The following is a 23,579-nucleotide window of genomic DNA, read 5'->3' as shown; positions in this document are numbered from 1 at the left end:
CGCCTCGGCGGTCACACGGAGGTCAACAGGCCACGCTCCCGGACCACGGGGATCGACAGCGTGCGATATCCGGCGTCCTCGAACAGGACGACCACGGTGTCGTCCGCGACGGTCTGCACGACCCCGCGACCCCACTCGTCGTGGGTCACGGCCTCGCCGGGTGCCGGCTCTCCGTGGGACGCGCCGGACCGCCCGCCGGGGTCCCCGACGTCGCCGGCGTCACAGTGGTCGCAGTTCCCGCACGCCGCGTCCCGCGCCTCCCCGAGGACCTCGAGCAGGGTGCGTCGGCGGCACCCCGTCCCCTCGGCGTAGCGGCGCACCAGCTCGACCTTCGACCGCTGGCGCTCCCGGCTCCGCGTCACGAGCTCCGCGGCGGCCCGGGCCACGTCGATCGCGGGCGCGTCGTTGATCCCCGCGAGCAGCCGCCGGCCCGGGGCCTGGACCACGCTGCCGCCGACGACGAGCGCCGGGATCGCGCGCGACAGCGCGGCCTTCGACAGCCCGGCCGCGTCGGCGACCTCGGCCTGCGCCACCCCGTCGTCGTGCAGGCGGATCGCCTCCACCACCGTGGCGAGGGCGGCCGCGCGGGCGTCGCGCCCGGAGGCGAAGAGCTTCGGGCGGGCGAGGTCCTGCGGGCGGTGGAACATCACCGCGTGCGCGGTCCCGCCGTCGCGCGCGGCCCGGCCGATCTCCTGGTGGTAGGCGTCGATCGAGGTGGGGACGTCGCCGTGGACGATCCAGCGTACGCCCGGCTTGTCGATGCCCATGCCGAAGGCGCTCGTGGCCACGACGACCGACAGGTCGTCGGCCATGAACGCGTCCTGCACGGCCTGACGCTCCCGCTTGCGCAGCCCGCCGTGGTAGGCGCCCGCCGCGACGCCCGCGTCCTTCAGCCGGTCGGCGAGCAGCGACGTGTGGCCGCGGGTGGTGACGTAGACGATGCCGGGGCCGGACGCCGCGAGCACCGCGTCGACCACCTGGCGCCACTTCGCCTCCTCGTCGTGCACCAGGTGCACGGCGACGTGGGTGTTCGGGCGGTCGACGTCGCGGACGACGACGCAGGCGTCCGGCACGCCGAGCAGGTCGAGGATCTCCTCGCGGGCCGGGACGGACGCGGTCGCGGTGAGCGCGAGGATCCGGGGCGAGCCGAGGGCCCGCGCGGCCGGGCCGAGGGCGAGGTAGTCGGGCCGGAAGTCCGGGCCCCAGTCGCTGACGCAGTGCGCCTCGTCCACCGCGAGCAGGGTCGGCGCCGCGCGCCTGAGCTCCCGCAGGACGTCGGGCCGCGCCAGCTGCTCCGGCGAGGTCACGAGGACGGACAGCTCGCCCGCGACGAAGGCCCCGAGCGCGCCCCGGCCGTCCTCGGAGTTGAGGGCGCCCGCGGCCACCCCGGCGTCGGTCAGGTGGGCGACCTGGTCGCGGTGCAGCGAGAGCGTCGGCGAGACGACGAGGGTGCGCCCGCCCAACAGGTCACCGGCGATGGCGTAGATCGCGGTCTTGCCCGCCGCGGGCGGCAGGACGGCGAGGGTGTCGGTGGTGAGCGCGGCGAGGATCGCGTCCCGCTGCCCGTCGCCCAGCCGGGCGCCCTCACCGAGGAAGCGCGCCACGGCCTCGTCGAGGTGGGCCGCCTCGGGCGGGAGGGGGCCGCAGGGGCCGTCGGTACCGTCGTCGTGGTGAGACGCTGTCACGGCGCAGGGGTGGGTCGCGACCCGTCCCTCGAAACGCCGGTTGCAGGCGCCTTACCAGCGGGTACGCCGGATCGGTGACGCTGACGAGGGTCGACCCCCACGGGCCCGGACTCGGTCGCCGCCGCCGGGGGAAGGGCTTCAGCTACTTCGACCTCACCTCGGGCGAGGCGATGACCGACCCGGCGACGCTGGACCGCATCACCGCGTTGGTGATCCCGCCCGCGTGGCGCGACGTGTGGATCTCCCCGCGCGACGACGGGCACATCCAGGCCGTGGGCACCGACGCCGCCGGGCGCCGGCAGTACCGCTACCACGCGGAGTGGACCGAGCAGCAGTCCCGCGAGAAGTTCGAGCGGGTCGCTCGTCTCGGCGCGCAGATGCCCGGGGTCCGCAAGCAGCTCCAGGAGCGCCTCGAGGGCGACGGGCTCGGCCGTGAACGCGTGCTGGCCGGGGCGGTCTGGCTGCTCGACCTCGGGGTCTTCCGCGTCGGCGGCGAGGAGTACGCCGAGGGCGACAAGTACTCCGAGGCGTCGTTCGGGCTGGCCACGCTGCGCCGCGAGCACGCGAGCGCGCGGAAGGACGGGTCGGTGCAGTTCCGCTACGTCGCCAAGGCGGGCGTGCCGCGGACGCTGACGATCGCCGACCCCGCCACCCACCGCCTCGTCACCTCGCTCAAGCGTCGCCGCGGCGGCGGGGACGACCTGCTCGCCTGGTCGGCGACCCGACAGCGCAAGCGCATCTGGCACGACGTGACCGCCGACGACGTCAACGACGCCGTGCACGAGCTCGTCGGCGACGAGTTCACCGCGAAGGACCTGCGGACGTGGAACGCCGGCGTGGTCGCCGCCGTGGCCCTGGCGACGCAGGTGGGGGCGGACGGCACCCCGCCCACCGCGGAACGCAAGCGCAAGGCCGCGGTCACCCACACCATGAAGACGGTCGCCGCGCAGCTCGGCAACACCCCCGCCGTCTGCAAGCGCTCCTACGTCGACCCCGTGCTCGTCGGCCACTTCGAGGCCGGCCGCACCGTCCTGGACGCGATCCGCGACGCCGACCCGAGCGACCTGGCGATGCGCGAGCAGGTCGAGGCGGCGGTGCTGGAGCTGGTCACCGACCGCGACTGACGGCCGGGCCGGGCCGGGCCGGGCGGTCCGGGTCGGGCCGGGTCGGTCTTCGGGGTCAGGCCCCGACCGACTCCGGGTCCATCTCCGACCAGATCGTCGTGCCGTCGGGGTGGCGCTGCAGGCCCCACTCGCGCGACACCGCCGCGACCATCGCCAACCCGCGGCCGCGGGGCGACGAGGTGGGCGGCGCGGTCCAGGTGTCGGCCTCGGGGATGCGGAAGCCGACGCCGTAGTCCCGCACGGTCACGCGCAGCGTCGGGCCGAGCCCCTCCATCTCCACCACCGAGGCGCTCGTGGCGTGCTCGACGGAGTTCGTCACGAGCTCGGTCACCACGATCTCCGCGGCCTCGCGCACGGTGTCGGACACGTGCCACCGGGCGCAGGTCGCCCGGACGTGGGCCCGGGCGCGGCCCGGGGCGTGCGGGTCGACCGTGAAGCGCCACCACATCCGCAGCAGGGCCGGCCGGTCCCCGAGGTGGGCGAGGGCCTGCCCGAGGTCGTCGAAGACCGGCACGCGCCGCGCGACGCCGGACCCGGTGAGCAGCGCGGCGAGCGCCGGGTCGGGGGCGACGATCGCGAGGCAGGCCGCGGGCCAGCCGCCGGTCCGGTCGAGCGCCTCGGTGAAGGCGTGCACCACGGCGGCGTGCCCCGGCCGCAGCTCGGCCGCCTCGAGGACCACCCCGTGGTGGGAGAGCAGCAGGTCGGTGAGCCTCGCGACGAAGGACTCACGGTCGGCGCGGTCGAGATCCCCCCGGACCGTCACCACGACCGCCTCGCCCGACGACGGGGCGGGGCGCGTCTCCCACGCGAGCTGCTGCACGATTCACCTCGCGGCCGTGATACCCCGGCACAGCCCGGGGCAAGCGCCGTCACCGGGCACGATCGCGTCGCTCCTCCGGAGCGCGGCACCTTCGGGGACGGGCCATGATGGACGCCATGAGTACGGACGCCGGCGAGGGTGCCGAGGGCGCCGAGGACCGTTCCGCGAACCCGTCGGCGCTGGCCGCCGCGGCCGCCAGCGGGGCGGGCGACGGCGCGGGGACGGGCGACCTGGTCGAGTCACCGGGCGCGGTAATGCGCGTCGCGGGCATGGTCGGCAAGCTCATCGAAGAGGTCCGCTCGGCGCCGCTGGACGAGGCGGGGCGGGCGCGGCTCGCCGACATCCACGCCCGGTCGATCACCGAGCTGGGCAAGGGTCTGGCGCCGGAGCTGCGCGACGAACTCACGCGCATCTCGTTGCCGCTCGGCACCGACGAGGTGCCCTCGCAGGCCGAACTGCGGATCGCGCAGGCGCAGCTGCTGGGATGGCTCGAGGGGCTCTTCCACGGCATCCAGAGCGCCGTGCTGGCCCAGCAGATGGCGGCCCGCGGGCAGCTGGAGCAGATGCGCCAGGGGCGGTCGGGCCGGGCGGGGGCCGCCCTGCCGGGCGGAGCCGGCCCCGTCGAGGGCGGGCAGTTCGGCGGGCAGTACCTGTGACCGCCCGCCGTGGTCGGGCTCAGCCCTCGAGCACGACCTCGCCGCCGGCGGTGGCGGACCGGGGACGACGGAGCGCGGACCGGCGCTCGTCCTCGGTGAGACCGCCCCACACGCCGTAGGGCTCGCGGGTCGCGAGGGCGTGACGGCGGCACGGCTCCAGCACCGGGCAGCTCATGCAGACCTTCTTGGCCTGGCTGGCGCGCTGCTCCCGACGGGGACCACGCTCGCCGTCGGGGTGGAAGAAGAAGCTCGAGTCCATGCCCCGGCACGACCCGTGCAGCTGCCAGTCCCATTCGTCGATGATCGGGCCGGGCAGCAGACGCACATCAGCCACGGGAACCTCCAGGCCTTCTGAACAGGCGTCGGCGGTCGAGGGTGACCAGCGCGACGGGATCGTCGCCGGTATAACCGTCCACCACTGATCACAAACCAGATCGCATCACCCGGTCGGACGCGTTCGGCGGGTCGGTGTGTCCTGCGTCCGGTCGGCACCCTGCGATCGACCGGCGACCGTGCGTCGCGAGTAGTGTCCGCGGCGGTGAGTATCGTGCGTGCCACCTGACCGTCCGTGATCTACCCGGACGGCCCGGGACGTGAACGGACAGCAGTTCGAGGAGTCGGTGCATGACTGACAGCGCAGGGAACGGGGGGCGGGAGGCCGTGGCCACCGAGGAGGACTTCTCCACCGAGGAGCCGATGGGCGTCGACGTCCAGCGCTCGGGCGAGACGTCGGTCATCCGCCTGACCGGCGAGATCGACATGCTCACCACGCCGGCGCTACGGGCCAAGGTGACCGAGGAACTGGCGGCAGGGCTGTCGGTGCTCGTGCTCGACATGCTCGCGGTCGAGTTCCTGGGCTCCAGCGGCCTGGCGCTGCTGGTCGAGGCGCTCGACGAGTCGCGCAACCGCGGCGTCGCGCTCCGGCTGGTGGCCGACAGCCGCCCCGTGAGCCGTCCGCTGCAGGCCACCGGGCTGACGGACCTCTTCGAGATCCACACGACCGTCGAGGACGCCCTCGCAGCCTGACCGGAAACGGCGTCACGTCCGGGGTCACCAGCGGCCCCCGCCCCCGACACACGGCGGGAACCGGTGGTGACCGACGGCGTGTGCGCCGATACGGTGACGCGGCGGGGCGGCCCCGTCGCCAGTTCCCCCGGGACGTCGACCGACGTCCCCCGACCGCGAACGGAGACCAGCAGTCGTGCAGATGCCCGATCCGCAGCAGCGCGTTCCCGAGGTTCCCGCCGCGGGCGTGGCGACCGAGGTCGACGGCCTGCCCGGCGCGACGAGCCTCGCGGAGGTCCCGAGCCCGGTCGAGGTGCGCGTGCACGCCGACCCGGCCCTGATCCCGTCGGTCCGCGCCGTCGCGGCGGACCTCGCGGCCCGGGCCGACTTCGACCTCGACGCGGTGTCCGACCTGCGCATGGCGGTCGACGAGGCCTGCTCGGCCCTGGTGCCGCTCGCCAGCGACGGTGGCCAGCTGCGGTGCGGCTTCACGGTCATCGACGGGCAGGTCGCGGTCGTCGCCCGGGTGCCGGTCGACCGGCCGACCTCGCTGCGGCAGGACACGTTCGGCTGGCGGGTGCTCGACACGCTCACCGATGTCGCCGAGGTGCTCGACGGCGACCCGGCGTGGATCGGCATCCGGTTGCTGAAGGACCGGACCACGACGTGAGCGTCCCCGCCGAGCAGGAGAAGCGGGACGACTCCTATTCCCATCTCGCCCCCCTGCTCGCGGAGCACGCCGGGCTCCCGGTCGGTGACAAGCGTCGTGAGGCGCTGCGCGCCCGACTGGTCCAGGGCTACCTCCCCCTCGCCCGGCACATCGCGCGCCGGTTCGCCCAGCGCGGCGAGCCGCAGGAGGACCTCGAGCAGGTCGCGACGGTCGGCCTGATCCACGCGGTCGACCGGTTCTCCCCGGAGCGCGGGTCGGACTTCCTCTCCTACGCGGTGCCCACCATCACCGGCGAGGTCCGTCGCTACTTCCGCGACAAGGCGTGGTCCACCCGCGTCCCGCGGCGGTTGAAGGACCTGCGGCTGGCGATCGGCTCCGCGATGCCCGCGCTCTCCCAGGAGCTCGGCCGCGCCCCGACGGCGGGCGAGCTCGCCGAGCGGCTCTCCAAGCCGCGCGAGGAGATCCTCGAGGCGCTCGAGGCGGCCAACGCGTACCGCTCCAGCTCGCTCGACGACATGCTCGTCGACGACCCGTCGTCGGGCCGGTTGGCCGACGTCCTCGGGACCGACGACGACGAGCTGACCCAGGTCGAGCACCGGGAGACCGTGCAGCCCGCCCTGCGGCGGCTGCCCGAACGCGAGCGCACCATCGTCATGCTCCGCTTCTTCGGCGGGATGACGCAGACGCAGATCGCCGAGCGCGTCGGTGTCTCGCAGATGCACGTCTCGCGGCTGCTCACGCGCACGCTGGCGACGCTGCGCCAGGAGCTGTCGGAGGGCGGCGGCAGCTGAGGCTCACCGCACCGTGTGGCCCTCGCCCTCGTGGCGGGTCCGCCCGGTGCGGGCGAGCAGTTCGAGCAGGGGCACGGCCACGCGCCGGGTCGTGCCCAGGGCCTGCCGCGCGGCGGACACCGTGAACGGCTGGTCCAGGGTCGCGAGCACCGCGACGGCGCGGTCGGGGGCGTCGGGCCGCAGGTAGATGCCGTCGGCGACCCGCAGCAGCTCGCCCGCCTTCACCACGGCGCCGAGCTGCCGTCCGCCGAGCCCGAGCTCGCTCAGCCGGTGTGCCTCCGGGGCGAGGAACGGCGCGTCGGCCAGGTCGGCGACCACGGTCGCCACCGCCTCCCGGACCGCCGCCGGCAGGCCGCCGTCCCCGGGTCGCAGGATGCGCCCGCCCTCCTCGACCAGGTCGGGGCACCGGGCGAGCACCAGGGTGACCAGCCGCGGGTCGGGCAGGTCGAGCCCCCGCTGCGCGGCCTTCGTCGGCAGGCCCGGCTCCAGCGGGTCGGCCGCCGCATGGGCGGCCACGAGCTCCACGAGCCGGTCCGCCAGCGTGGCCAGGTGCGCGGGATCGACGTACCACCCCGCGGCGGACGGCGTTCCCGACGGCGGGTCGGCGAGGCCCAGCCCCGCGAGGTCGGCCGCGCGGAGCACCCGTCGTCGGGACAGCTCGACCGCGGTGTCCGGGGTGCCGTCGCTCGTCGCGAGCTCGCCGGCCCGGGCCCGCGCCGCACCGCGCCGGCGCAGCTCCGGGGGCCGGACGTCGAGCACCGTGAGCCCGCCCAGCACCGCGTGGGCGCCCGGGTCGCGGACCAGCGCGCGGTCGCCGGGGCGCAGGGGGAGCGGCTCGCGCAGCGTGAGGCGCACGGTCCGCGAGGAGTCCGAGGTGTCCGGAGCGTCGTCGCGGGACAGCGGGCGCACCCGCGCGGCCACGGCCGCGGAGCCCACGTGGACCATCACCTGCGACGGCAGCTTCCCGACGGCGTCCGCCCCGCGCGGCGGGTGCACCCGGACGTCGATCACGCCCGCCCCGAGCCACCGTCCCGGTGTCAGCAGCGCGTCGCCGCGCGAGACCTCCTCGAGCGGCACGCCCCGCAGGTTCACCGCCACCCGCGCCACCGCGGCCGCCGACTCCACCGGCGCCCCGAGCGACTGCAGCCCGCGCACGGACACCGCCCGGCCGCCCAGCTCCAGCTCGTCGCCGACGGCGATCCGGCCGGCCCCGAGGGTCCCGGTGACGACGGTGCCCGCGCCGCGGATGGTGAAGGCCCGGTCGACCCAGAGGCGGACGTCGGCGTCGGGGTCCGGGTCGGGGAGCCGGCCGGCGAGCGCGTCGAGCTCGGCGCGCAGGTCGTCGAGGCCCGCGCCGGTCGTGCCGGACACGCACACCGCGGGCAGCCGCCCGAGGGAGGACTCCGCGAGGTGCTCCAGCGCCTCGTCGCGGGCGAGCTCGGGCTCCATGAGGTCCGAGCGCGTCACCACGAGGACGCCGTCGGACACACCCAGGGCGTGCAGCGCGTCGAGGTGCTCGCCCGACTGCGGCATCCACCCGGCGTCCGCCGCGACCACGAACATCGTCGCCGGCACCGGCCCGACCCCGGCCAGCATCTGCGTCACGAACCGCTCGTGGCCCGGGACGTCGACGAAGGCCAGCGTGTGTCCGCCCACCTCGGTCCACGCGAAGCCGAGGTCGATCGTCATCCCGCGGCGCCGTTCCTCGGCCCAGCGGTCGGGCTCCATGCCGGTCAGTGCGCGGATCAGCGTCGACTTCCCGTGGTCCACGTGACCGGCGGTCGCGAGCACCTTCACGACGACGCACCCTCCGGGTGCAAGCAATGCGTCACTGCTGGCACTGGGTGCGAGGAGAACCGCACCGTCACCGCCCGGACCGCCGCGACCAGCCGGTCGTCGTCGACGGGCAGCACCGAGCGGAGGTCGAGCAGGCACCGGCCCTGCTCGACGCGCCCGACGACGGGATCGTCCCCCGCCCGCAGCGCCTCGGCATAGCCCGCCGGGAGCGCCACGGCGGCGCTGGGCAGGTCGACACCGGGTGCGCCCCCTCCTCCGACCTGGGCGGCGCAGTCCACGGCCTCCCCGCCGACCGCCGCGGCGACCGTCCGGGCCCGCGCCCGCAGCGCGTCACGGTCGGCCTCGAGCATCGCCCGCACCGGCGGCACGGGGCCGCGCAGCGTGGCCTCCAGCGCCGCGAGCGTCAGCTTGTCGACCCGCAGCGCGCGGGCCAGCGGGTGGCGGCGCAGGCGGTGCACCAGCTCCGCGTCCCCGAGCAGCAGCCCCGCCTGCGGGCCGCCGAGCAGCTTGTCCCCGCTCGCCGTCACCAACGGGACCCCGGCCCGCAGCTCGGTGGCGGCGTCCGGCTCGTCGGGCAGCAGCGGGTGCGGTGCGAGCAGGCCCGACCCGATGTCGGCGACGACCGGCACCCCCAGCCCGGTCAGCTCCCCGGCCGGCACGCTCGAGGTGAAGCCCTGCACCACGAAGTTCGAGGGGTGGACCTTGAGGATCATCCCGGTCGCCGGCCCGATCGCGGCCGCGTAGTCGTCGACCCGCACCCGGTTGGTCGTCCCGACCTCCCGCAGCCGCGCGCCCGTCGACTCCAGGAGCTCCGGCAGCCGGAACCCGTCGCCGATCTCGACCATCTCGCCGCGGGCGATCACGATCTCCCGACGAGCCCCACCGGTCGAGCTCCGCTCCGCTGCGTCTCCCCCCGCGAGCGCCGTCGCCGCAAGGATCAGCGCGGCCGCGCCGTTGTTCACCACGTGGACCCCGCCGGCGTCGGGCACGGCGTCCGCGAGCGCTCCCATCGCCCCCGCCCCGCGCTTCCCGCGCCCGCCCGTCACGAGGTCGAGCTCGACGTCGGTCGTCCCCGCCGCGGTCACCAGCGCGTCCCGGGCCGCGCCCGACAGCGGCGCCCGCCCGAGGTTCGTGTGCAGGACGACCCCGGTCGCGTTCAGCACCGGCCGCAGGCTCGCCGCGCTCCGGGGCAGGCCCGTGACGACCGCGTCGACCACCGCGTCCGGCCCGATCTCCCCGTCCCGGGCCCGTTGCTGCACCGCGAGCACGACGTCCTTCACCCGCGCCTTCCCGACGACGGCCACGGCGGCCGCGACGCGGGGGTCGGCGAGGACGGCGTCGGTGCGCGGGATCCGTCGCCGGGGGTCGGTCGTCATGCCGTCCAGGATCCACCCATCGCCACGACGAGCGAGCACACCACCCCGATCAGCACCCTCCCGACCGTCACCGTCGCCAGCACCCGCCCCGGGAACACCCGCCGGACCATGAGCAACGACGGGAGGCTGACGGCGGGCAGGGTCACCAGCAGGGCCGCCGCGATCACCGGTGACACGCCGGCCGCGAGGAGGGCCGCGACGGCCGCGATCTCGGCGCCGGTCGGGATGGGCAGCAGGGTCCCCGCCACGGCGAGCAGCACCACGATCGCGACCACCACCGCGCCGTGCGTCCCCGCGAGCCCCGCGCCGAGCGGGAACAGCACGCCGCGCAGCGCGCCGAGGACCACCACCAGCACCAGGTACTCGGGCAGCAGCCGCAGCGACAGCCCGCCCAGCGCGGCGAGGAACCGGACCGGCAGCGGCCGCCCGTCGTTGAGGGCAGGGCTCGCGAGCCAGAACGCCAGGGCCGCGCGCACGTCGGCGGCGCGCTGCCGCAGGCCGACGGCCACCGGCGCCGAGCAGCAGCTGCACATCATCCCGGGCACCGCGAGCGCGCTGCCGACGACCGACCCGCGCCGCCCGACCGCCCGTGCCGTCCAGTCCGCCGGCAGCACCGTGCGGATCGCCGCCGCGAGGACGAGCCCGGTCACGAGGGCCGGCCAGATCGCCAGGAAGTAGGTGCCCGCGAACTCCAGACCCGACTGCAGCGACACCCCCGTCGCGGGCAGGATCGACCTCCCGAGCGACCCGGACCCCGCCACCGACGGGACCTTCACCCAGTACGGCTGCCACTTCGCCCAGATCAGCAGTACGACGCCGAGCAGCACGACGCCCGCGACCGGCACCCAGGTGCGGGGGGTCGTCGGGGTGGTGGTCACGGCGGTCGAGTCTGCGCGGCCGGCGTGTCGCCCGCAGGTCGGTCCCGTGTCCTTCCCGGAACGCACGAACGGGCCGTCCGTCACGATCTGCCGTGACGGGCGGCCCGTTCGATGCGCGTGGAGTCAGTTCCCTGCCGCGGGCACGTAGTGCCGGTCGGGCGGAGTGGTGCCGGCCTGCACGGCCTCCTCCCGACGACGGATGCGCTCGCGCTGCGGCACGACGATGTGCGCCGGGTCGTTCGCCGAGGCGATCCCGGCGTCGAACACGCCGAAGCGGGTGAGCGCCGAGCCCGCCATGAGCGCGAGCCCGGAGAGGGCCGCGGCCCACCGCTTCCTCCGCCCGACGACGGCTCCGACGGCCCCGACGGCGAGGCACGCCTTCGACGCCGTCATCAGCGTCTTCGCGCGTCCCTTGTCGTAGACGTCCGCGAGCATCCCGAGGTCACGGGTCATCTTCTCCTCGATGATCAGCTCGACCACCGCGCCCGCGACCGCCAACCGCGCGGCGGGCTCGTTGTCGCGGACCGACGCGGCCACCAGCCCGAAGCCGCCGCCCGCGGCCGCCGCACTGCCGGCGAACAGCACCGGCAGGTGGCGGTGCGCCTCGTGCCAGGTGGGCACGGCCGTGTTCGAGATGAGCACCGCGGTGTAGGTCGCCAGCGCCGGCCCGACGACGGCCGCGCCGACGCCGGCCGCATCCCCGGCGACCTTCAGCGCCGTCGCGCCGCGCTTGCCGCGCAGGTACGGCGCGAGGAACTCCGCACCCGCCGCCGCCGTCGCGAACGCGGCGAACGGCGACAGGATCCAGGAGCCGACCGACAGCGGCGACGTCGGCTTGAACACCCGCAGCATGTGCAGGAACCGGGTCGGCCGGTGGAGGTCGTGGATGAGGAAGACGGTGCCGCCCATGGCCCCGCCCATCGCCACGTACCGGCCGGCGCGCCGCAGCGTCGGCCGGTCGGTGCCGTTCGCCATCGCCGCCAGCACCGACGACGAGCCCGCGAGGCCGCCGAGGAACAGGTACAGCGGGACGTCCGGGTTCTTCCACACCGGCGCCTTGATGATCGGCCGACCGTAGTAGCTGCGGAACTCCGCCTCGGGCACCTGCAGCTGCTCGCCCCGGCCGCCGCGTCGTCCGCGGGACCCGTCGCGGCGCGGCTTCACCGCGTCGTGGTCGATCCGCAGCCGTTCCGGCATGTCGGTCGGGTTCAGATCCCCGGTCATCGCCGGCCGCCCTTCCAGAACGCCGCCACGGCCGCGACCCCGAGCCCGACCGCGGTCAGCGCCGCGTTCCGCCACATCTCGGGCAGGTCGCGGGTGGTGACGATCGGGTCCGGCGGGAGCCCGTAGACCTCCGGTTCGTCGAGCAGGAGGAAGAAGGCCCCGTCGCCGCCGACCCCGTCGTTCTCGTCGCGGCCGTAGAGCCGGGCCTCGTTGACCCCGCGGTCGTGCAGCTCGGCGAGCCGGGCGTCCGCGGCGGCCTGCAGCTCGTCGAGGTCGCCGAACTGGATGGACTTCGTCGGGCACGCCTTCGCGCACGCCGGCTCCAGCCCGCTGCCGAGCCGGTCGTAGCAGAGCGTGCACTTGTGCGCGCCGCCGTCGGACCCGCGGACGTCGATGACGCCGTAGGGGCACGACGGCACGCAGTACCCGCACCCGTTGCAGATGTCGTCCTGGACGACGACCGTGCCGAACTCCGTGCGGAATAGCGCCCCGGTCGGGCAGTTGTCCAGGCATCCGGCGTGGGTGCAGTGCTTGCAGACGTCGGAGGCCATGAGCCACCGGACGTCGCGCTCGTCGTCGGGGGTCTGCTGGCCGTGGGCCCCGGCGTCGGGGAGCAGGGTCAGCAGGTCGACGGTGCCGCCCCCGGGCGGTGGGGTCGCCGCGTCGCGCGGGGCCTTGGGCAGCGCCCCGCCGCCGAGTGCGGGCAGGCCGGACGGGATGTGGCCCGTCGTCGGCTCCGCCGGGGGAGTGCCGCCGCCGTGCTCCGTCGTCGCCGAGCCGTGCGGCCGGACGTCCTCGATGAACGCCACGTGCCGCCAGGTGGAGGCGCCGAGGTCACCGGTGTTGTCGTACGACATCCCGGTGAGGCGGTAGAGATCGGAGGCGTCGGTCCCGTCGTCGGGAACGAGGTTCCACTCCTTGCACGCGACCTCGCAGGCCTTGCAGCCGATGCAGACCGACGTGTCGGTGAAGAACCCGACCCGCTTCGGGTGCGACGGGTCGAAGCCCGCGTCGGCCGCCGGGTCGGGGAGCTCCCCGTACAGCGAGTTCGCCGTCCCGGAGAACGCGTCGAACACGTTCGTCATTCGATCCCTCCCGGCTCGACCCCCGCGCGGCGGCGGTAGTCGGCGACGTACTCCAGGAGCTCGGGGCCGCGTGGTCGACGCCCGGGCTGGATGTCGCAGGTCGCGACCTTCGACTCCTGGATGTGGACGTTGGGGTCCATCACGACGCCCAGCAGGTCGTTCGCCGGGTCGCCGGTCGAGATTCCGTTCGAGCCCCAGTGGTAGGGAAGCCCGATCTGGTGCACCTCACGGTCCCCGATCCGCAGCGGTTTCATGCGCTCGGTCACCATCACCCGCGCCTCGATCGCGGTGCGCGCCGAGACCAGCGTCGCCCACCCCATGTGCTCGAGGCCCCGCTCGGCGGCCAGCGCCGGGGAGATCTCGCAGAAGAACTCCGGCTGGAGCTCCGAGAGGTAGGGCAGCGTGCGGCTCATCCCGCCCGCGGTGTGGTGCTCGGTGAGCCGGTAGGTGAGGAAGACGTACGGGAAGACCTCGCTCTGCGACGGGTTGATGCGGTTCCACGCCCGGTCGATCCGCTCGAGGGCCGGGTTGTCCTGCTGCTCGTGCAGCAGGTTCGCCACCGGCGACTCCACGGGCTCGTAGTGCGTGGGCATCGGACCGTCGGCCAGGCCGGCCGGCGCGTAGAGCCACGCCTTCCCGTCGGCCTGCATGATGAACGCGTCGGTGCCCGCGAGGGCGTCCTGGCGGGTCGCCCCCTCCTCCGGCTTGAACGACGGCGGCTTCGTGGCCTCGAAGTCGGGGACGTCGTGGCCGGTCCAGCGCTCGTTCTCCTCGTCCCACCAGACGTAGGCCTTGCGCTCGCTCCACGGCCGGCCCTCGGGGTCGGCCGAGGCGCGGTTGTAGAGCGTGCGGCGGTTGGCGGGCCACGCCCAGCCCCAGTCGGCGGCCACCCAGTCCTGCTCCGAGCCGGGCCTGCGCCGGTCGGCCTGGTTGACACCGTCGGCGTAGACGCCGGTGTAGATCCAGCACCCCGCCGTCGTGGAGCCGTCCGCCTTCAGCTGCGTGTAGCTGGAGAGCGGCTTGCCGTCGGCGTCATAGCCGTTGATCTCGGCGAGGACCGACTCCGGGTCGGGCTCGGAGTGCATCCCGAACGTCGGGTAGTCCCACGTCAGGTCCAGCAGCGGACGGTCGCGCTCGTCGGTCGACGCCGCGAGCTTCTCCCGGATCCGCTTCCCGAGGTGGAAGTAGAAGTGCAGCTCCGAGCGGGCGTCGCCCGGCGGGTGCACCGCCTCGCGGCGCCACTGCAGCAGCCGCTGGGTGTTGGTGAAGGTGCCGGCCTTCTCGGTGTGGTTCGCGCAGGGCAGGAAGAAGACCTCGGTGCCGATGTCCTCGGTCCGCAGTTCCCCGGTCTCGATCTCCGGCCCGTCCTTCCAGAACGTGGCCGTCTCGATCATCTGCATGTCCCGGACGACGAGCCATTCCAGGTTCGCGAGCCCGAGGCGCTGCATCTTGCCGTTGGCGTGCCCGATCGCCGGGTTCTCGCCGACGACGAAGTACCCGTAGGTCTTCCGGTCGATCTGGTCGCGCACGATGCCGTACGTGCCGTGGTCACCGGTCAGCTTCGGCAGGTAGTGGAAGGCGTAGTCGTTCTCCGCGGTCGCCGCGTCGCCCCACCACGCCTTGAGCAGGGACACCAGGTAGGTGTCCATGTTGCCCCAGAACCCGGTCTTCGCCGCGTCCGCGTCGAGGAAGCTCTGCAGGTCCTCGTGCAGGTGCGCGTTGGGCATGGGGATGTAGCCCGGCAGCAGGTCGTAGAGCGTCGGGATGTCGGTCGACCCCTGGATGGAGGCGTGCCCGCGCAGCGCGAGGATGCCGCCGCCCGGGCGGCCCATGTTGCCCAGCAGCGTCTGCAGGATCGCCGCGCCGCGGATGTACTGCGCTCCGACGCTGTGGTGGGTCCAGCCCACCGAGTACACCCACGCCGTCGTGCGCTCACGCCCCGAGTTCGCCGTGATCGAGCGGGCGACCGTCAGGAACTGATCGACGCTCATCCCGCAGACCTGCGAGACGGCCTCCGGCGTGTACCGCGCGTAGTGGCGACGCAGGACCTGGTAGACGCACCGGGGGTGGCGCAGGCTCTCGTCGCGCTCCGGGGCTCCCGTCGCGTGCGCCGCGTCGCCCGCCCCGCCCGCGGTGTCCGAGGACATCGCGGCGTGGTGCTCGCGCAGCTGGGACTCCCAGTGGTCGCGCTGCCCGGCGGCCGGCGCGCTGTAGCCCTCGCCCTCGAGCGACCAGGAGACGGGGTCGTAGCGGCCGGTCTCCGGGTTGTAGCCCGAGAAGATCCCGGCCGCGTCCTCGGTGTCGGTGAACTCCTCACCGACCAGGTCGGCCGCGTTCGTGTACGCCTGCACGTACTCCCGGAAGTCGAGCTCGTTCTCCAGCACGTAGCTGATGAGCCCGCCCAGGAAGGCGATGTCGGCGCCCGCACGGAACGGCACGTGCAGGTCGGCCACCGCCGACGTGCGGGTGAACCGCGGGTCGACGTGGATGATCGTGGCGCCGCGGCGCTTCGCCTCCATCACCCACTGGAAGCCCACGGGGTGGGCCTCCGCCATGTTCGATCCCTCGATGACGATGCAGTCCGAGTGGATCAGGTCCTGCTGGAAGTTCGAGGCCCCGCCGCGGCCGAAGCTGGTCCCCAGACCGGGGACGGTGGCGCTGTGTCAAATGCGCGCCTGGTTCTCCACCTGGATCGCGCCGAGCGCCATGAACAGCTTCTTGATGAGGTAGTTCTCCTCGTTGTCCAGCGTCGCGCCGCCGAGGCTCGAGAAGCCCAGCGTGCGCCGCAGGACGCGGCCCTCGTCGTCGGTGTCCTGCCACCCGCGTCGGCGCGCGTCGATCACCCGGTCGGCGATCATGTCCACCGCGGTGTCGAGGTCGAGGTCCTCCCACTCGGTGCCGTACGGCCGCCGGTAGCGCACCGTCGTCACGCGGCTGGGGCTCGTCACCAGCGACGTCGACGCCGAGCCCTTGGGGCACAGCCGGCCCCGGGAGACCGGCGAGTCGGGGTCACCCTCGATCTGGGTGACGCGCCCGTCGCGCACGTAGACGTTCTGCCCGCACCCCACCGCGCAGAAGGGGCAGACCGACTTCACGACCTCGTCGGCGGTGTCGGTCCGGGGCGCGAGCGCCTTCGTGCGCGGGCTCTGCACCGCAGCACCGCGCGCGAGCGGGTCAGGACCGGTCGCCTGGCGGAACATCGGCCATTCGCCGAGCCAGGTACGGACGCCCATGGGGTGGACCTCCCGTGCTGTGGTGGACCCGGGGCCCGACGCTGGGACCTGGGAGAACGTGTGGCGGAGGCGGACGGGAATCGAACCCGCCTGGCCGAGATACCCGGCCACGTCGGTGTTGAAGACCGCGGGGCCCACCAGGAACCCTGACGCCTCCGGGGGCGAGCCTAGGCACGGGTCCGGCACCCCGCAGGCCGGGGCGGAACAGCGGGGGCCCGTCCGCGAGGATGCCGGTCATGTCTGAGGCGTCGGTGCTCGCGGTCGACGTCGGCACCACCTCCACCAAGGCGGTCCTCTTCACGACGACGGGTGCGGTGCTCGGGGAGGGCGACCGCGGCTACCCGCTCGCGGAGCCGGAGCCGGGCGCGGCGGTGCAGGACCCGGAGACGATCTGGGAGGCGGTCGGCGACGCGGTGCGCGACGCGGCCGGCGGGACCCGGCCCGCGGTGGTCGCCTTCTCCGCGGCGATGCACGGGCTGCTGGGGGTCGACGACGGCGGGGACCCGGTCGGTCCGCTGCTCACGTGGGCCGACGCCCGCGCCGTCGGTGTCGCCGCCGAGCTGCGCCGCCGCGACGACGCCCTCGCCCTGCCCCGGCGCACCGGGACCCCGATCCACTCGATGAGCCCGCTGGTGAAGCTCGCCTGGCTGCGCCGCGAGCGGCCGAGCCTGCACGCCGCGCCCGCCCGGTGGGGCGGGGTCAAGGAGTTCGTCCTCGGTCGGGCCGGCGGCGAGCGCGCGGCCGACGCCTCGTGCGCCTCGGGCACGGGGCTGATGGACCTCGCGCGGCGGTGCTGGGACGACGAGGCCCTCGAGCTCGCGGGGCTCACCGCCGACCGGCTGGACCCGATCGTCGACACCGCCGCCGTCGTCGGGGAGCTGGGGGCGGCCGCGGCGCGGGAGTGGGACCTGCCGTCGGGAACGCCGCTCGTGGCCGGGGCGGGCGACGGACCGCTGGCCAACCTCGGTCTCGGCGCCGTCCGCCCCGGCGTGCTGGCGTGCTCGATCGGGACCAGCGGCGCGCTGCGGCTGGCCGTGGACCGGCCCGGGATCGACCCGCGGGGCCGGCTGTTCTGCTACGAGCTCACGCGCGACCGCTGGGTGGTCGGGGGTGCGGTGACCAACGGGGGCGTCGTGCTCGACTGGGCGTCGGAGACGTTCGGCGCCGACACCGACACGCTGCTCACCGAGGCGGCGGCCACCCCGCCCGGCGCGGAGGGACTGCTCGCGATCCCGCACCTGCTCGCCGAGCGTGCCCCGCGCTGGGACGGCGGCCTCGGCGGGACGTTCCTCAACCTGCAGCGCTCCCACAGCCGCGGGCACCTCACGCGGGCCCTCCTCGAAGGGGTCTGCCTGCAGCTGCGTCTCGTCCTGGACTCACTGCGCGACGCGGACATGGCCGTCGAGGAGGTCCGCGCGACCGGCGGGTTCGCCCGCAGCGCGTTCTGGCGGCAGCTGCTCGCCGACGTGCTCGGCGTGCCGGTCGGGTTCACCGACGGCCACCAGGGCTCGGCGTACGGGGCGGCCCTGCTCGGGATGCAGGGCGTCGGGCTGCTCGACGGCTCCGTGGACGCGCTGGCGGACGCCGCCGACCACGTGACGGTCACCGAGACTCTCGAGCCGGGCGCCTCGGCGCCCGGCCACACCCGTCGTCGGGACCTGGTGGAGCAGGTGCACGACGAGCTCGCCGACGTGGTCGGCGAGCTGCGCGCCTCCTCCTACCCGTCGGCCGCGTCGGCGACGTCCTCCAGCTCGACCAGCGACTCCTCGAGGTAGCCCAGCAGCTTCTGCAGCCGCGGCACCGCACGCCGGTCGCCGGTGAGGCCGAACTCCATGTTGTCGGCGTAGGAGAACACCGTCATGTTGAGTGCCTGGCCGTCGAGCGGGATGGACACCGGGTAGAGGCCGGAGAGCTTCGCGCCGTACCAGTACAGCGGGTCCTTGGGGCCCGGGACGTTCGAGATGATCAGGTTGAAGCCGGGGTTGATCACCGACGAAAGGCCCGGCACGGTCCCGAGCGGGAGCGGCGCGGCGACGGCCAGCGACAGCGCGGCGACGGCCATCGGGTCGCGCTGGTCGAGGTTGCCCTTGGCCGCCTTCGTCGAGGCCTTGATGCGCTCGAGCCGGATCGCGGGGTCGGACTCGTCGGTCGCGAGGGTCACGAGGATGGCGCCGAGCTGGTTGCCCGAGCCGGTGGTGCCGAGCGACACCGGGAGGGCGGCGACGAGGGAGCGGTCGGGCAGCTCGTCGAGCTCGAGCATGTAGCGGCGCAGCGCGCCGGAGCACATGGCGAGGACGATGTCGTTGACCGTCGACCCGGTGCGCTCCCGCACCCGCTGGATGCGCTTGATCGGCCAGGACTCGGCGGCGAAGCGCCGGGCACCCGTGATCGGCACGTTGAGCATGCTGTGCGGCGCCTCGAAGGGGAGCGCCGTGTCGCGGTGGGCGAGCCCGTCGTAGAAGGCGCTCGCCAGCGCGGGTGCGACTCCGAGGGCGGAGTTGGCGGTGCGCACGGTCTCGGCGACGGCCGAGGCGACGGTCCGTGCGCCCTCGGTGACCGCGGAGCCGACGCGCTCCAGGACGCCCGTCTCCCGCGTCGCGATCTCCGTCGACGGCTTCTTCCGCGACCGCGGGTCGACCTGCCAGAACGGCGGCGTCTCGGGGTCGTCGGGGTCGGTGGAGAGCGTCTTCTGCAGGTGCCGGGCGCCGGTGACGCCGTCCATCATCGCGTGGTGGAACTTGAAGTAGGCGGCGAAGCGGTCGCCCTCCACACCCTCGATGAGGTGGAACTCCCACAGCGGGCGGTGGCGGTCGAGCAGGGTGCCGTGCAGGCGGGAGACCAGCTCGAGGAGTTCGCGGATCCGGCCCGGGCGCGGCAGCGCCGAGAGCCGCACATGGTATTCGAGGTCCAGGTCCTCCTCGGGTTCCCACGCCCACTGGCCGAGGGTGCCGACCGTGCGGACCGCCCGGCGCGCGAACAACGGCGCCACGGTGCGGTCGGACACGAGCCGACGGTGCAGGTCGCTGAGGAAGTCCGGACCGGCGTCCTCGGGGCGGTCGAAGAGCAGCAACGACCCCACGTGGGTCGGGTGCTCCCGGGACTCGGCGAGCAGGAACATCGAGTCCCGGAACGACATCACACCCATGAGAACCATCCTCCCGCGACGGACCTGTGCAGGGAAGGACGTCCCGCGTCATCCCCGGATGACGTCGGCGTCACCGCGATCTTGGTGATGCCCGTCTCACGTGTCCCCGAAACGGAGCAGCGCCGTCTCGAGCTCGGTGAGCGAGCCGACCTCGACCCCGCCGCTGCGCCGCACGGCCGCGCCGATCATGAGGTTGTAGCGCAGCCCCTCCTCGCCGCCCTCGCGCAGGTCGTTGCGGTACGCGATCACGGGCTTGCCGTGCGCGGCGGCCCACGCCACCTCGACGACCGTCCCGTTGTCCGGGGGCTCCTGGTCGAGGCAGGCCACCACGAGGTCGGCCCGCTCCGCGATCGACGCCAGGTGGATGTCCCCGAGCGCGAGCCAGTGGTCGTCACCGGTGGGCAGGTCCACCGCCCACGGGTCGATGACCTCGACGTGGCGCCGCACCAGGGGCAGCAGCCGCTCGGTGTAGAAGACCCGGGTGGACTCGGCGAACCCGTACGGGCTGGCGACGTAGGCGATCACGCCCGCCACGCTGACAGGGAAGCGTCGTCGCCGTCGTCCGGTGGCAGGAAGACCACATCGTCGGGAGGGCCCTCGTGCGCGTCGTGATCACCGGGGCCGGCGGCTTCGTCGGCCGCCACGTCGTTGCCGCGTTCCCGACGACGGGTGGCGAGGTCGCCGCGCTCGACCGCACGGCCCTCGACGTCACCGACCCCGACGCCGTCCGCCGGGCGCTCGCCGGGGCCGACGTCGTCTGTCATCTCGCCGCGCGGGTCCGGGTGCGCGAGTCGCGCGAGGACCCGGCGGGCTACTGGCGCACGAACCTCGACGGGACGCGGAACGTGCTCGCCGCGTGCGGGCCCGCGACCCGGGTCGTGCTGACGTCCACCGCCGCGGTCCACGCCGCGTCCGACGCGCCGATCGCCGCGGACGCCCCGCTCGACCCGACCAGCCCGTACGCCGCGAGCAAGCTCGCCGCCGACCTCGTCGCGCGGGACCTCGCCGCGGCGGGAGGACCCGGCGTCGTGACCCTCCGGGCCTTCAACGTCGCCGGGCCCGGCGACCGCGACGCCTCCCGCGTCGTCCCCGCCCTGCTCTCGGGTCGCCCGTTCCGGGTCAACGGCGACGGCTCGGCCGTCCGGGACTACCTGCACGTCGCCGACCTGGCCGACGCCGTCGTCGCGGCGTCGGCCGCCGCCGAGCCCGGTACCTGGCGGGCCTATTCGGTCGGCTCCGGCCGGGGCACGTCGGTCGCGGAGCTGGTGGACGTCGTCGGGCGTGTGACCGGTCGGTCGGTCCCCGTCGAGCACGCCCCCGCCGTCGCGGAAGCCGCCCGGCTCGTCGCCGACCCGACCCGGATCACCGCGGACCTCGGCTGGCGGCCGCGACGCTCCGACGCCGAGCGCATCGTGGCCGACGTGTGGGAGGACCTGCGGCGCCCCCGGCAGGACTCGAACCTGCGACCTTGGCATTAGAAGGGCCTTGCTCTGTCCAGCTGAGCTACGGGGGCCGACCCGTCGTCAGCGTAGACGGGGCGGTCCGGATCGCAGCCCGAGCCCGACGAGCCGCCTACCCTGGTCCCGTGGTCCGACCGAGCCCGACCGACGCCACGGGGCCGCCCGCCCCCGGCGCCCGGCGGCCGTCGACCACCACGACGGTGCTCGCGCAGGTCCTGCCCGGTGCGGTCGTCGCCGCGGTGGTCGCGCTGGCGCTCACGGCGCTGTCCGGGGCGGAGACCTACGCGCGCCTCGGGCTGCCGGACCCCGGCCCCGTCGTCACCTACGGCCTCCCGGTCGTCCGGGCGCTCACCGAGTCCGCCGCCGTCGTCACCGTCGGGGCCCTGCTGCTCGCCGCGTTCCTCGTGCCCCCACCGGGGCTCGGGTGGCTCACGGCGGACGGCTACCGGGCGGTGCGCACCGCGTCCTGGTGCGCGGCGGCGTGGGCCGGGGGAGCCTTGGTCACCGGGGTGTTCGCCGTCGCGGACGCCTTCGCGCGCCCGCTCTCGGTGGTCCTGACGTGGAGCACGCTCAGCGAGTCGGTCGGCGGCCTCCCGGCCGCCCGCATCTGGTTCCTGACGGCGGGTGTCGCCGTCTGCTGCGCGGTGCTCTGCCGACTGGCGTTGTCCTGGCACGCGGCCGTCGGCGCCTTCGCGCTCGCCGTGCTCGGCGTGTTGCCGGCGGCGTTCGACGGACACTCCGGGACCGGCACCGCGCACGACGTCGCCATGAACAGCCTGGCGGTGCACGTGGTGGCCGCGGCGCTGTGGGTCGGCGGGTTGGTCGCGGTGCTCGTGCACGCGGTCGTCGGGGGCGGCGAGCTCCCGACGGGCCTGCGCCGGTTCTCGACGACGGCCTTCTGGTGCTGGGTGGCCCTGGCCCTCTCGGGCACGGTCAACGCGCTGCTGCGCGTGAACCCCGCGGACCTGCTGACGAGTACCTACGGGGTGCTGTTGCTCGGCAAGGTCGCGGGCCTCGTCGTCCTGGGGGTGTTCGGCGCCGCCCATCGCACCCGCACCGTGCCCGGGGTGGTCGCCGGGTCCCGCGCCGCCCTGGTGCGGCTGGGTGGGGTCGAGGTCCTGATCATGTTCGCGACGGTCGGGATCGCGGTCGCCCTGGGCCGGACGCCCCCGCCCGAGGTGCCGACGTCGCTGCCGACCCGGGTCGAGGCGTTGCTCGGCTACTCGCTGGACCGCCCGCTCGACCTCGCGGGCCTCGTGACGGACGCCCGGCCCGACCTCCTCCTGGGGACGACGGCGGTGGTCGCGGCGCTCGCCTACCTGGTCGGGGTGCGGACCCTGCGTCGTCGGCCCGTCGACTGGCCCCGGGGCCGGACGGCCTCCTGGCTCGTGGGGTGCGCGGTCCTGCTCGTCGCCTCCTCGAGCGGCATCGGGGCCTACGCCCCGGCCCAGTTCAGCGTGCACATGCTCCAGCAGGTCCTGGTGATGGTCGTCGTCGCTCCGGCGTGGGTGCTCGGCCGGCCGGCGGCGCTGCTCGCCGTCGTCCGACCCGCCGTCGACGGTGGACCGCCCGGGCCGGGGGAGTGGGTCCCCGCCCTCGGTCGCTCCCGCATCGGCCGGTTCCTGACGACGCCCGTGGTCGCGACCGCCGCGTTCGTCGCCGTCGGTTGGCTGCTCGACGGGAGCGGGCTGTTCGACGTGCTGGTGCCCGGGCACGTGGGGCACCTGACGATGACGGTGACGGCCCTCGCGGTCGGTTGCCTGTTCGCCCGGGTCGCGACGGACCGGGCACGTCCGCCGCGGATCCGGGTGGCGATGGTGCTCGTCGCGGCCCTGACGCAGCTCGGGCTCGCGGTGACCGTGGCCACCTCGTCGCGCGTCGCCGGCGCCGAGTACTGGCGGCAGCTCGGCCTGCCGTTCGTCGACCGTGTCGCGGACCAGACCGCGGGCGGCCTCGTCCTGGCCGTCGCGGTGCTCCCGCTCCTCACCCTGCTCATTCGGGCCCGTACGGCCCCTGACGTGCAGGTTTCCGACTGACCCACCCCCCGTGAACGGGTGGTTTCAGGGGGGCGTAGTGTTCTCATCGCTCCCGGGGAACGGACGCGAACAGCGGCCGGCCGGAAGAGCGGACCAGCGATGAGGACTACTCCTCCGGGTCCGGTACAGTCGAAGACGAAGCGCTCCACGAGCCCTCGGGCGGAGTCGGAACGTTTCACCGGTCGCCTCCTTCGGGCGGGCCGCGCCGAGGGGTCACCCCCTCGGAAACGCCCCCGAAACGGTTCCGGTAAAGTGGGAATCACCGCGACGGACACCGCCGAGAATTCGGCGGGCAGAAACGCGTGTGGTCGTCCTTTGAGAACTCAACAGTGTGCTGACGTTTTGTGTGTTCTGGCCCCAATTTTGTTGGGGTTTCTTTGAGTAGCTAGTTTTTGTCAGGGACTTGGTTGTCTCTAACGTTTTTTGTTGGAGAGTTTGATCCTGGCTCAGGACGAACGCTGGCGGCGTGCTTAACACATGCAAGTCGAGCGGTAAGGCCCTTCGGGGTACACGAGCGGCGAACGGGTGAGTAACACGTGGGTGACCTGCCCTCCACTCTGGGATAAGCCTGGGAAACTGGGTCTAATACCGGAT

The 23,579-nt window shown here is 74.4% G+C and carries 19 protein-coding genes, 2 tRNA genes and 1 rRNA gene; 9 read left to right on the top strand and 13 right to left on the bottom strand.

What is annotated here, in order from left to right:
* Positions 1-11: 11 nt before the first annotated feature.
* Positions 12-1,685 (bottom strand): RecQ family ATP-dependent DNA helicase, encoded by a 1,674-nt coding sequence (locus A3CO_RS0113190; protein ID WP_018332722.1) that lies wholly within the window; start codon positions 1,683-1,685, stop codon positions 12-14.
* A 74-nt stretch (positions 1,686-1,759) separates the two neighbouring features.
* Between A3CO_RS0113190 and A3CO_RS0113185 the strand changes: the two genes are divergently transcribed.
* A complete protein-coding gene (locus tag A3CO_RS0113185) occupies positions 1,760-2,809 on the top strand; it encodes a DNA topoisomerase IB (protein ID WP_018332721.1) in 1,050 nt (349 codons plus the stop codon).
* 55 nt (positions 2,810-2,864) lie between these two features.
* Here A3CO_RS0113185 and A3CO_RS35820 read toward each other — a convergent pair whose 3' ends face one another.
* On the bottom strand, positions 2,865-3,629 hold the full coding sequence (locus A3CO_RS35820; protein WP_018332720.1) for an ATP-binding protein: 765 nt from the start codon (positions 3,627-3,629) through the stop codon (positions 2,865-2,867).
* Positions 3,630-3,745: 116 nt separating this feature from the next.
* Between A3CO_RS35820 and A3CO_RS36820 the strand changes: the two genes are divergently transcribed.
* On the top strand, positions 3,746-4,285 hold the full coding sequence (locus A3CO_RS36820; protein WP_084681837.1) for a proteasome activator: 540 nt from the start codon (positions 3,746-3,748) through the stop codon (positions 4,283-4,285).
* A gap of 19 nt (positions 4,286-4,304) precedes the next feature.
* On the opposite strand, the gene A3CO_RS0113170 is transcribed toward A3CO_RS36820, so the two are convergent.
* Positions 4,305-4,619 (bottom strand): WhiB family transcriptional regulator, encoded by a 315-nt coding sequence (locus A3CO_RS0113170; RefSeq protein ID WP_026204567.1) that lies wholly within the window; start codon positions 4,617-4,619, stop codon positions 4,305-4,307.
* Between the two features lie 290 nt (positions 4,620-4,909).
* On the opposite strand from A3CO_RS0113170, the gene A3CO_RS0113165 reads away from it, so the two are divergent.
* The 3 genes from A3CO_RS0113165 (at position 4,910) to A3CO_RS0113155 (ending at position 6,751) form a co-directional block, all read left to right on the top strand.
* Entirely contained in the window at positions 4,910-5,311 is a 402-nt protein-coding gene (locus A3CO_RS0113165; protein WP_084681827.1) for an STAS domain-containing protein, read from the top strand.
* Between the two features lie 181 nt (positions 5,312-5,492).
* The gene (locus tag A3CO_RS39035; protein ID WP_157647540.1) at positions 5,493-5,960 is read left to right on the top strand and encodes an ATP-binding protein; all 468 of its coding nucleotides are present in this window, start codon (positions 5,493-5,495) and stop codon (positions 5,958-5,960) included.
* A complete protein-coding gene (locus tag A3CO_RS0113155; protein ID WP_018332715.1) occupies positions 5,957-6,751 on the top strand; it encodes an RNA polymerase sigma factor SigF in 795 nt (264 codons plus the stop codon). Before A3CO_RS39035 ends, A3CO_RS0113155 begins: the two co-directional genes overlap by 4 nt.
* Before the next feature lie 3 nt (positions 6,752-6,754).
* Here A3CO_RS0113155 and selB read toward each other — a convergent pair whose 3' ends face one another.
* The 7 genes from selB to A3CO_RS0113115 form a co-directional block, all read right to left on the bottom strand.
* Positions 6,755-8,548: a selenocysteine-specific translation elongation factor gene (selB, locus tag A3CO_RS0113150; RefSeq protein WP_018332714.1), complete on the bottom strand. Its 1,794-nt coding sequence runs from the start codon at positions 8,546-8,548 to the stop codon at positions 6,755-6,757.
* Complete coding sequence (selA, locus tag A3CO_RS0113145; RefSeq protein WP_018332713.1) at positions 8,545-9,924, bottom strand: L-seryl-tRNA(Sec) selenium transferase; 1,380 nt, start codon at positions 9,922-9,924, stop codon at positions 8,545-8,547. The genes selB and selA overlap by 4 nt, the downstream gene beginning before the upstream one ends.
* Positions 9,921-10,802, bottom strand: a complete 882-nt coding sequence (locus tag A3CO_RS0113140) for a permease (RefSeq protein ID WP_157647526.1) — start codon at positions 10,800-10,802, stop codon at positions 9,921-9,923. Before A3CO_RS0113140 ends, selA begins: the two co-directional genes overlap by 4 nt.
* Positions 10,803-10,925: 123 nt before the next feature.
* On the bottom strand, positions 10,926-12,026 hold the full coding sequence (nrfD, locus tag A3CO_RS0113135; protein WP_018332711.1) for an NrfD/PsrC family molybdoenzyme membrane anchor subunit: 1,101 nt from the start codon (positions 12,024-12,026) through the stop codon (positions 10,926-10,928).
* Positions 12,023-13,111: a 4Fe-4S dicluster domain-containing protein gene (locus A3CO_RS0113130; RefSeq protein ID WP_018332710.1), complete on the bottom strand. Its 1,089-nt coding sequence runs from the start codon at positions 13,109-13,111 to the stop codon at positions 12,023-12,025. The genes nrfD and A3CO_RS0113130 overlap by 4 nt, the downstream gene beginning before the upstream one ends.
* Positions 13,108-16,344 carry a formate dehydrogenase gene (gene fdh, locus A3CO_RS0113125; RefSeq protein WP_245561501.1) on the bottom strand — a complete coding sequence of 1,079 codons (3,237 nt, stop codon included), beginning with the start codon at positions 16,342-16,344 and terminating at the stop codon, positions 13,108-13,110. Before fdh ends, A3CO_RS0113130 begins: the two co-directional genes overlap by 4 nt.
* Positions 16,345-16,405: 61 nt before the next feature.
* Positions 16,406-16,501, bottom strand: a tRNA-Sec gene (locus A3CO_RS0113115).
* A 79-nt stretch (positions 16,502-16,580) separates the two neighbouring features.
* On the opposite strand from A3CO_RS0113115, the gene A3CO_RS32015 reads away from it, so the two are divergent.
* Positions 16,581-18,119 (top strand): gluconokinase, encoded by a 1,539-nt coding sequence (locus tag A3CO_RS32015; protein ID WP_018332707.1) that lies wholly within the window; start codon positions 16,581-16,583, stop codon positions 18,117-18,119.
* On the opposite strand, the gene A3CO_RS0113105 is transcribed toward A3CO_RS32015, so the two are convergent.
* Positions 18,062-19,489: a WS/DGAT/MGAT family O-acyltransferase gene (locus tag A3CO_RS0113105; protein WP_018332706.1), complete on the bottom strand. Its 1,428-nt coding sequence runs from the start codon at positions 19,487-19,489 to the stop codon at positions 18,062-18,064. The genes A3CO_RS32015 and A3CO_RS0113105 overlap by 58 nt on opposite strands.
* A 96-nt stretch (positions 19,490-19,585) precedes the next feature.
* Positions 19,586-20,014, bottom strand: a complete 429-nt coding sequence (locus tag A3CO_RS0113100; RefSeq protein WP_157647523.1) for a nucleoside 2-deoxyribosyltransferase — start codon at positions 20,012-20,014, stop codon at positions 19,586-19,588.
* Positions 20,015-20,088: 74 nt separating this feature from the next.
* Between A3CO_RS0113100 and A3CO_RS40375 the strand changes: the two genes are divergently transcribed.
* On the top strand, positions 20,089-20,967 hold the full coding sequence (locus A3CO_RS40375) for an NAD-dependent epimerase/dehydratase family protein (protein WP_084681835.1): 879 nt from the start codon (positions 20,089-20,091) through the stop codon (positions 20,965-20,967).
* Here the strand turns inward: A3CO_RS40375 and A3CO_RS0113080 are convergent.
* Positions 20,929-21,002 (bottom strand) — tRNA-Arg (locus A3CO_RS0113080). The genes A3CO_RS40375 and A3CO_RS0113080 overlap by 39 nt on opposite strands.
* Before the next feature lie 72 nt (positions 21,003-21,074).
* On the opposite strand from A3CO_RS0113080, the gene A3CO_RS32010 reads away from it, so the two are divergent.
* A complete protein-coding gene (locus A3CO_RS32010; RefSeq protein WP_018332704.1) occupies positions 21,075-22,985 on the top strand; it encodes a bifunctional copper resistance protein CopD/cytochrome c oxidase assembly protein in 1,911 nt (636 codons plus the stop codon).
* 423 nt (positions 22,986-23,408) lie between these two features.
* Positions 23,409-23,579: ribosomal RNA gene (locus A3CO_RS0113070) — 16S ribosomal RNA — on the top strand; the annotation flags it as partial.

The organism is Actinomycetospora chiangmaiensis DSM 45062 (assembly GCF_000379625.1).
GTDB lineage: Bacteria > Actinomycetota > Actinomycetes > Mycobacteriales > Pseudonocardiaceae > Actinomycetospora > Actinomycetospora chiangmaiensis.
Note: the sequence above shows the minus strand (reverse complement) of the source record. Positions and strands in the feature narration are given on the sequence as shown.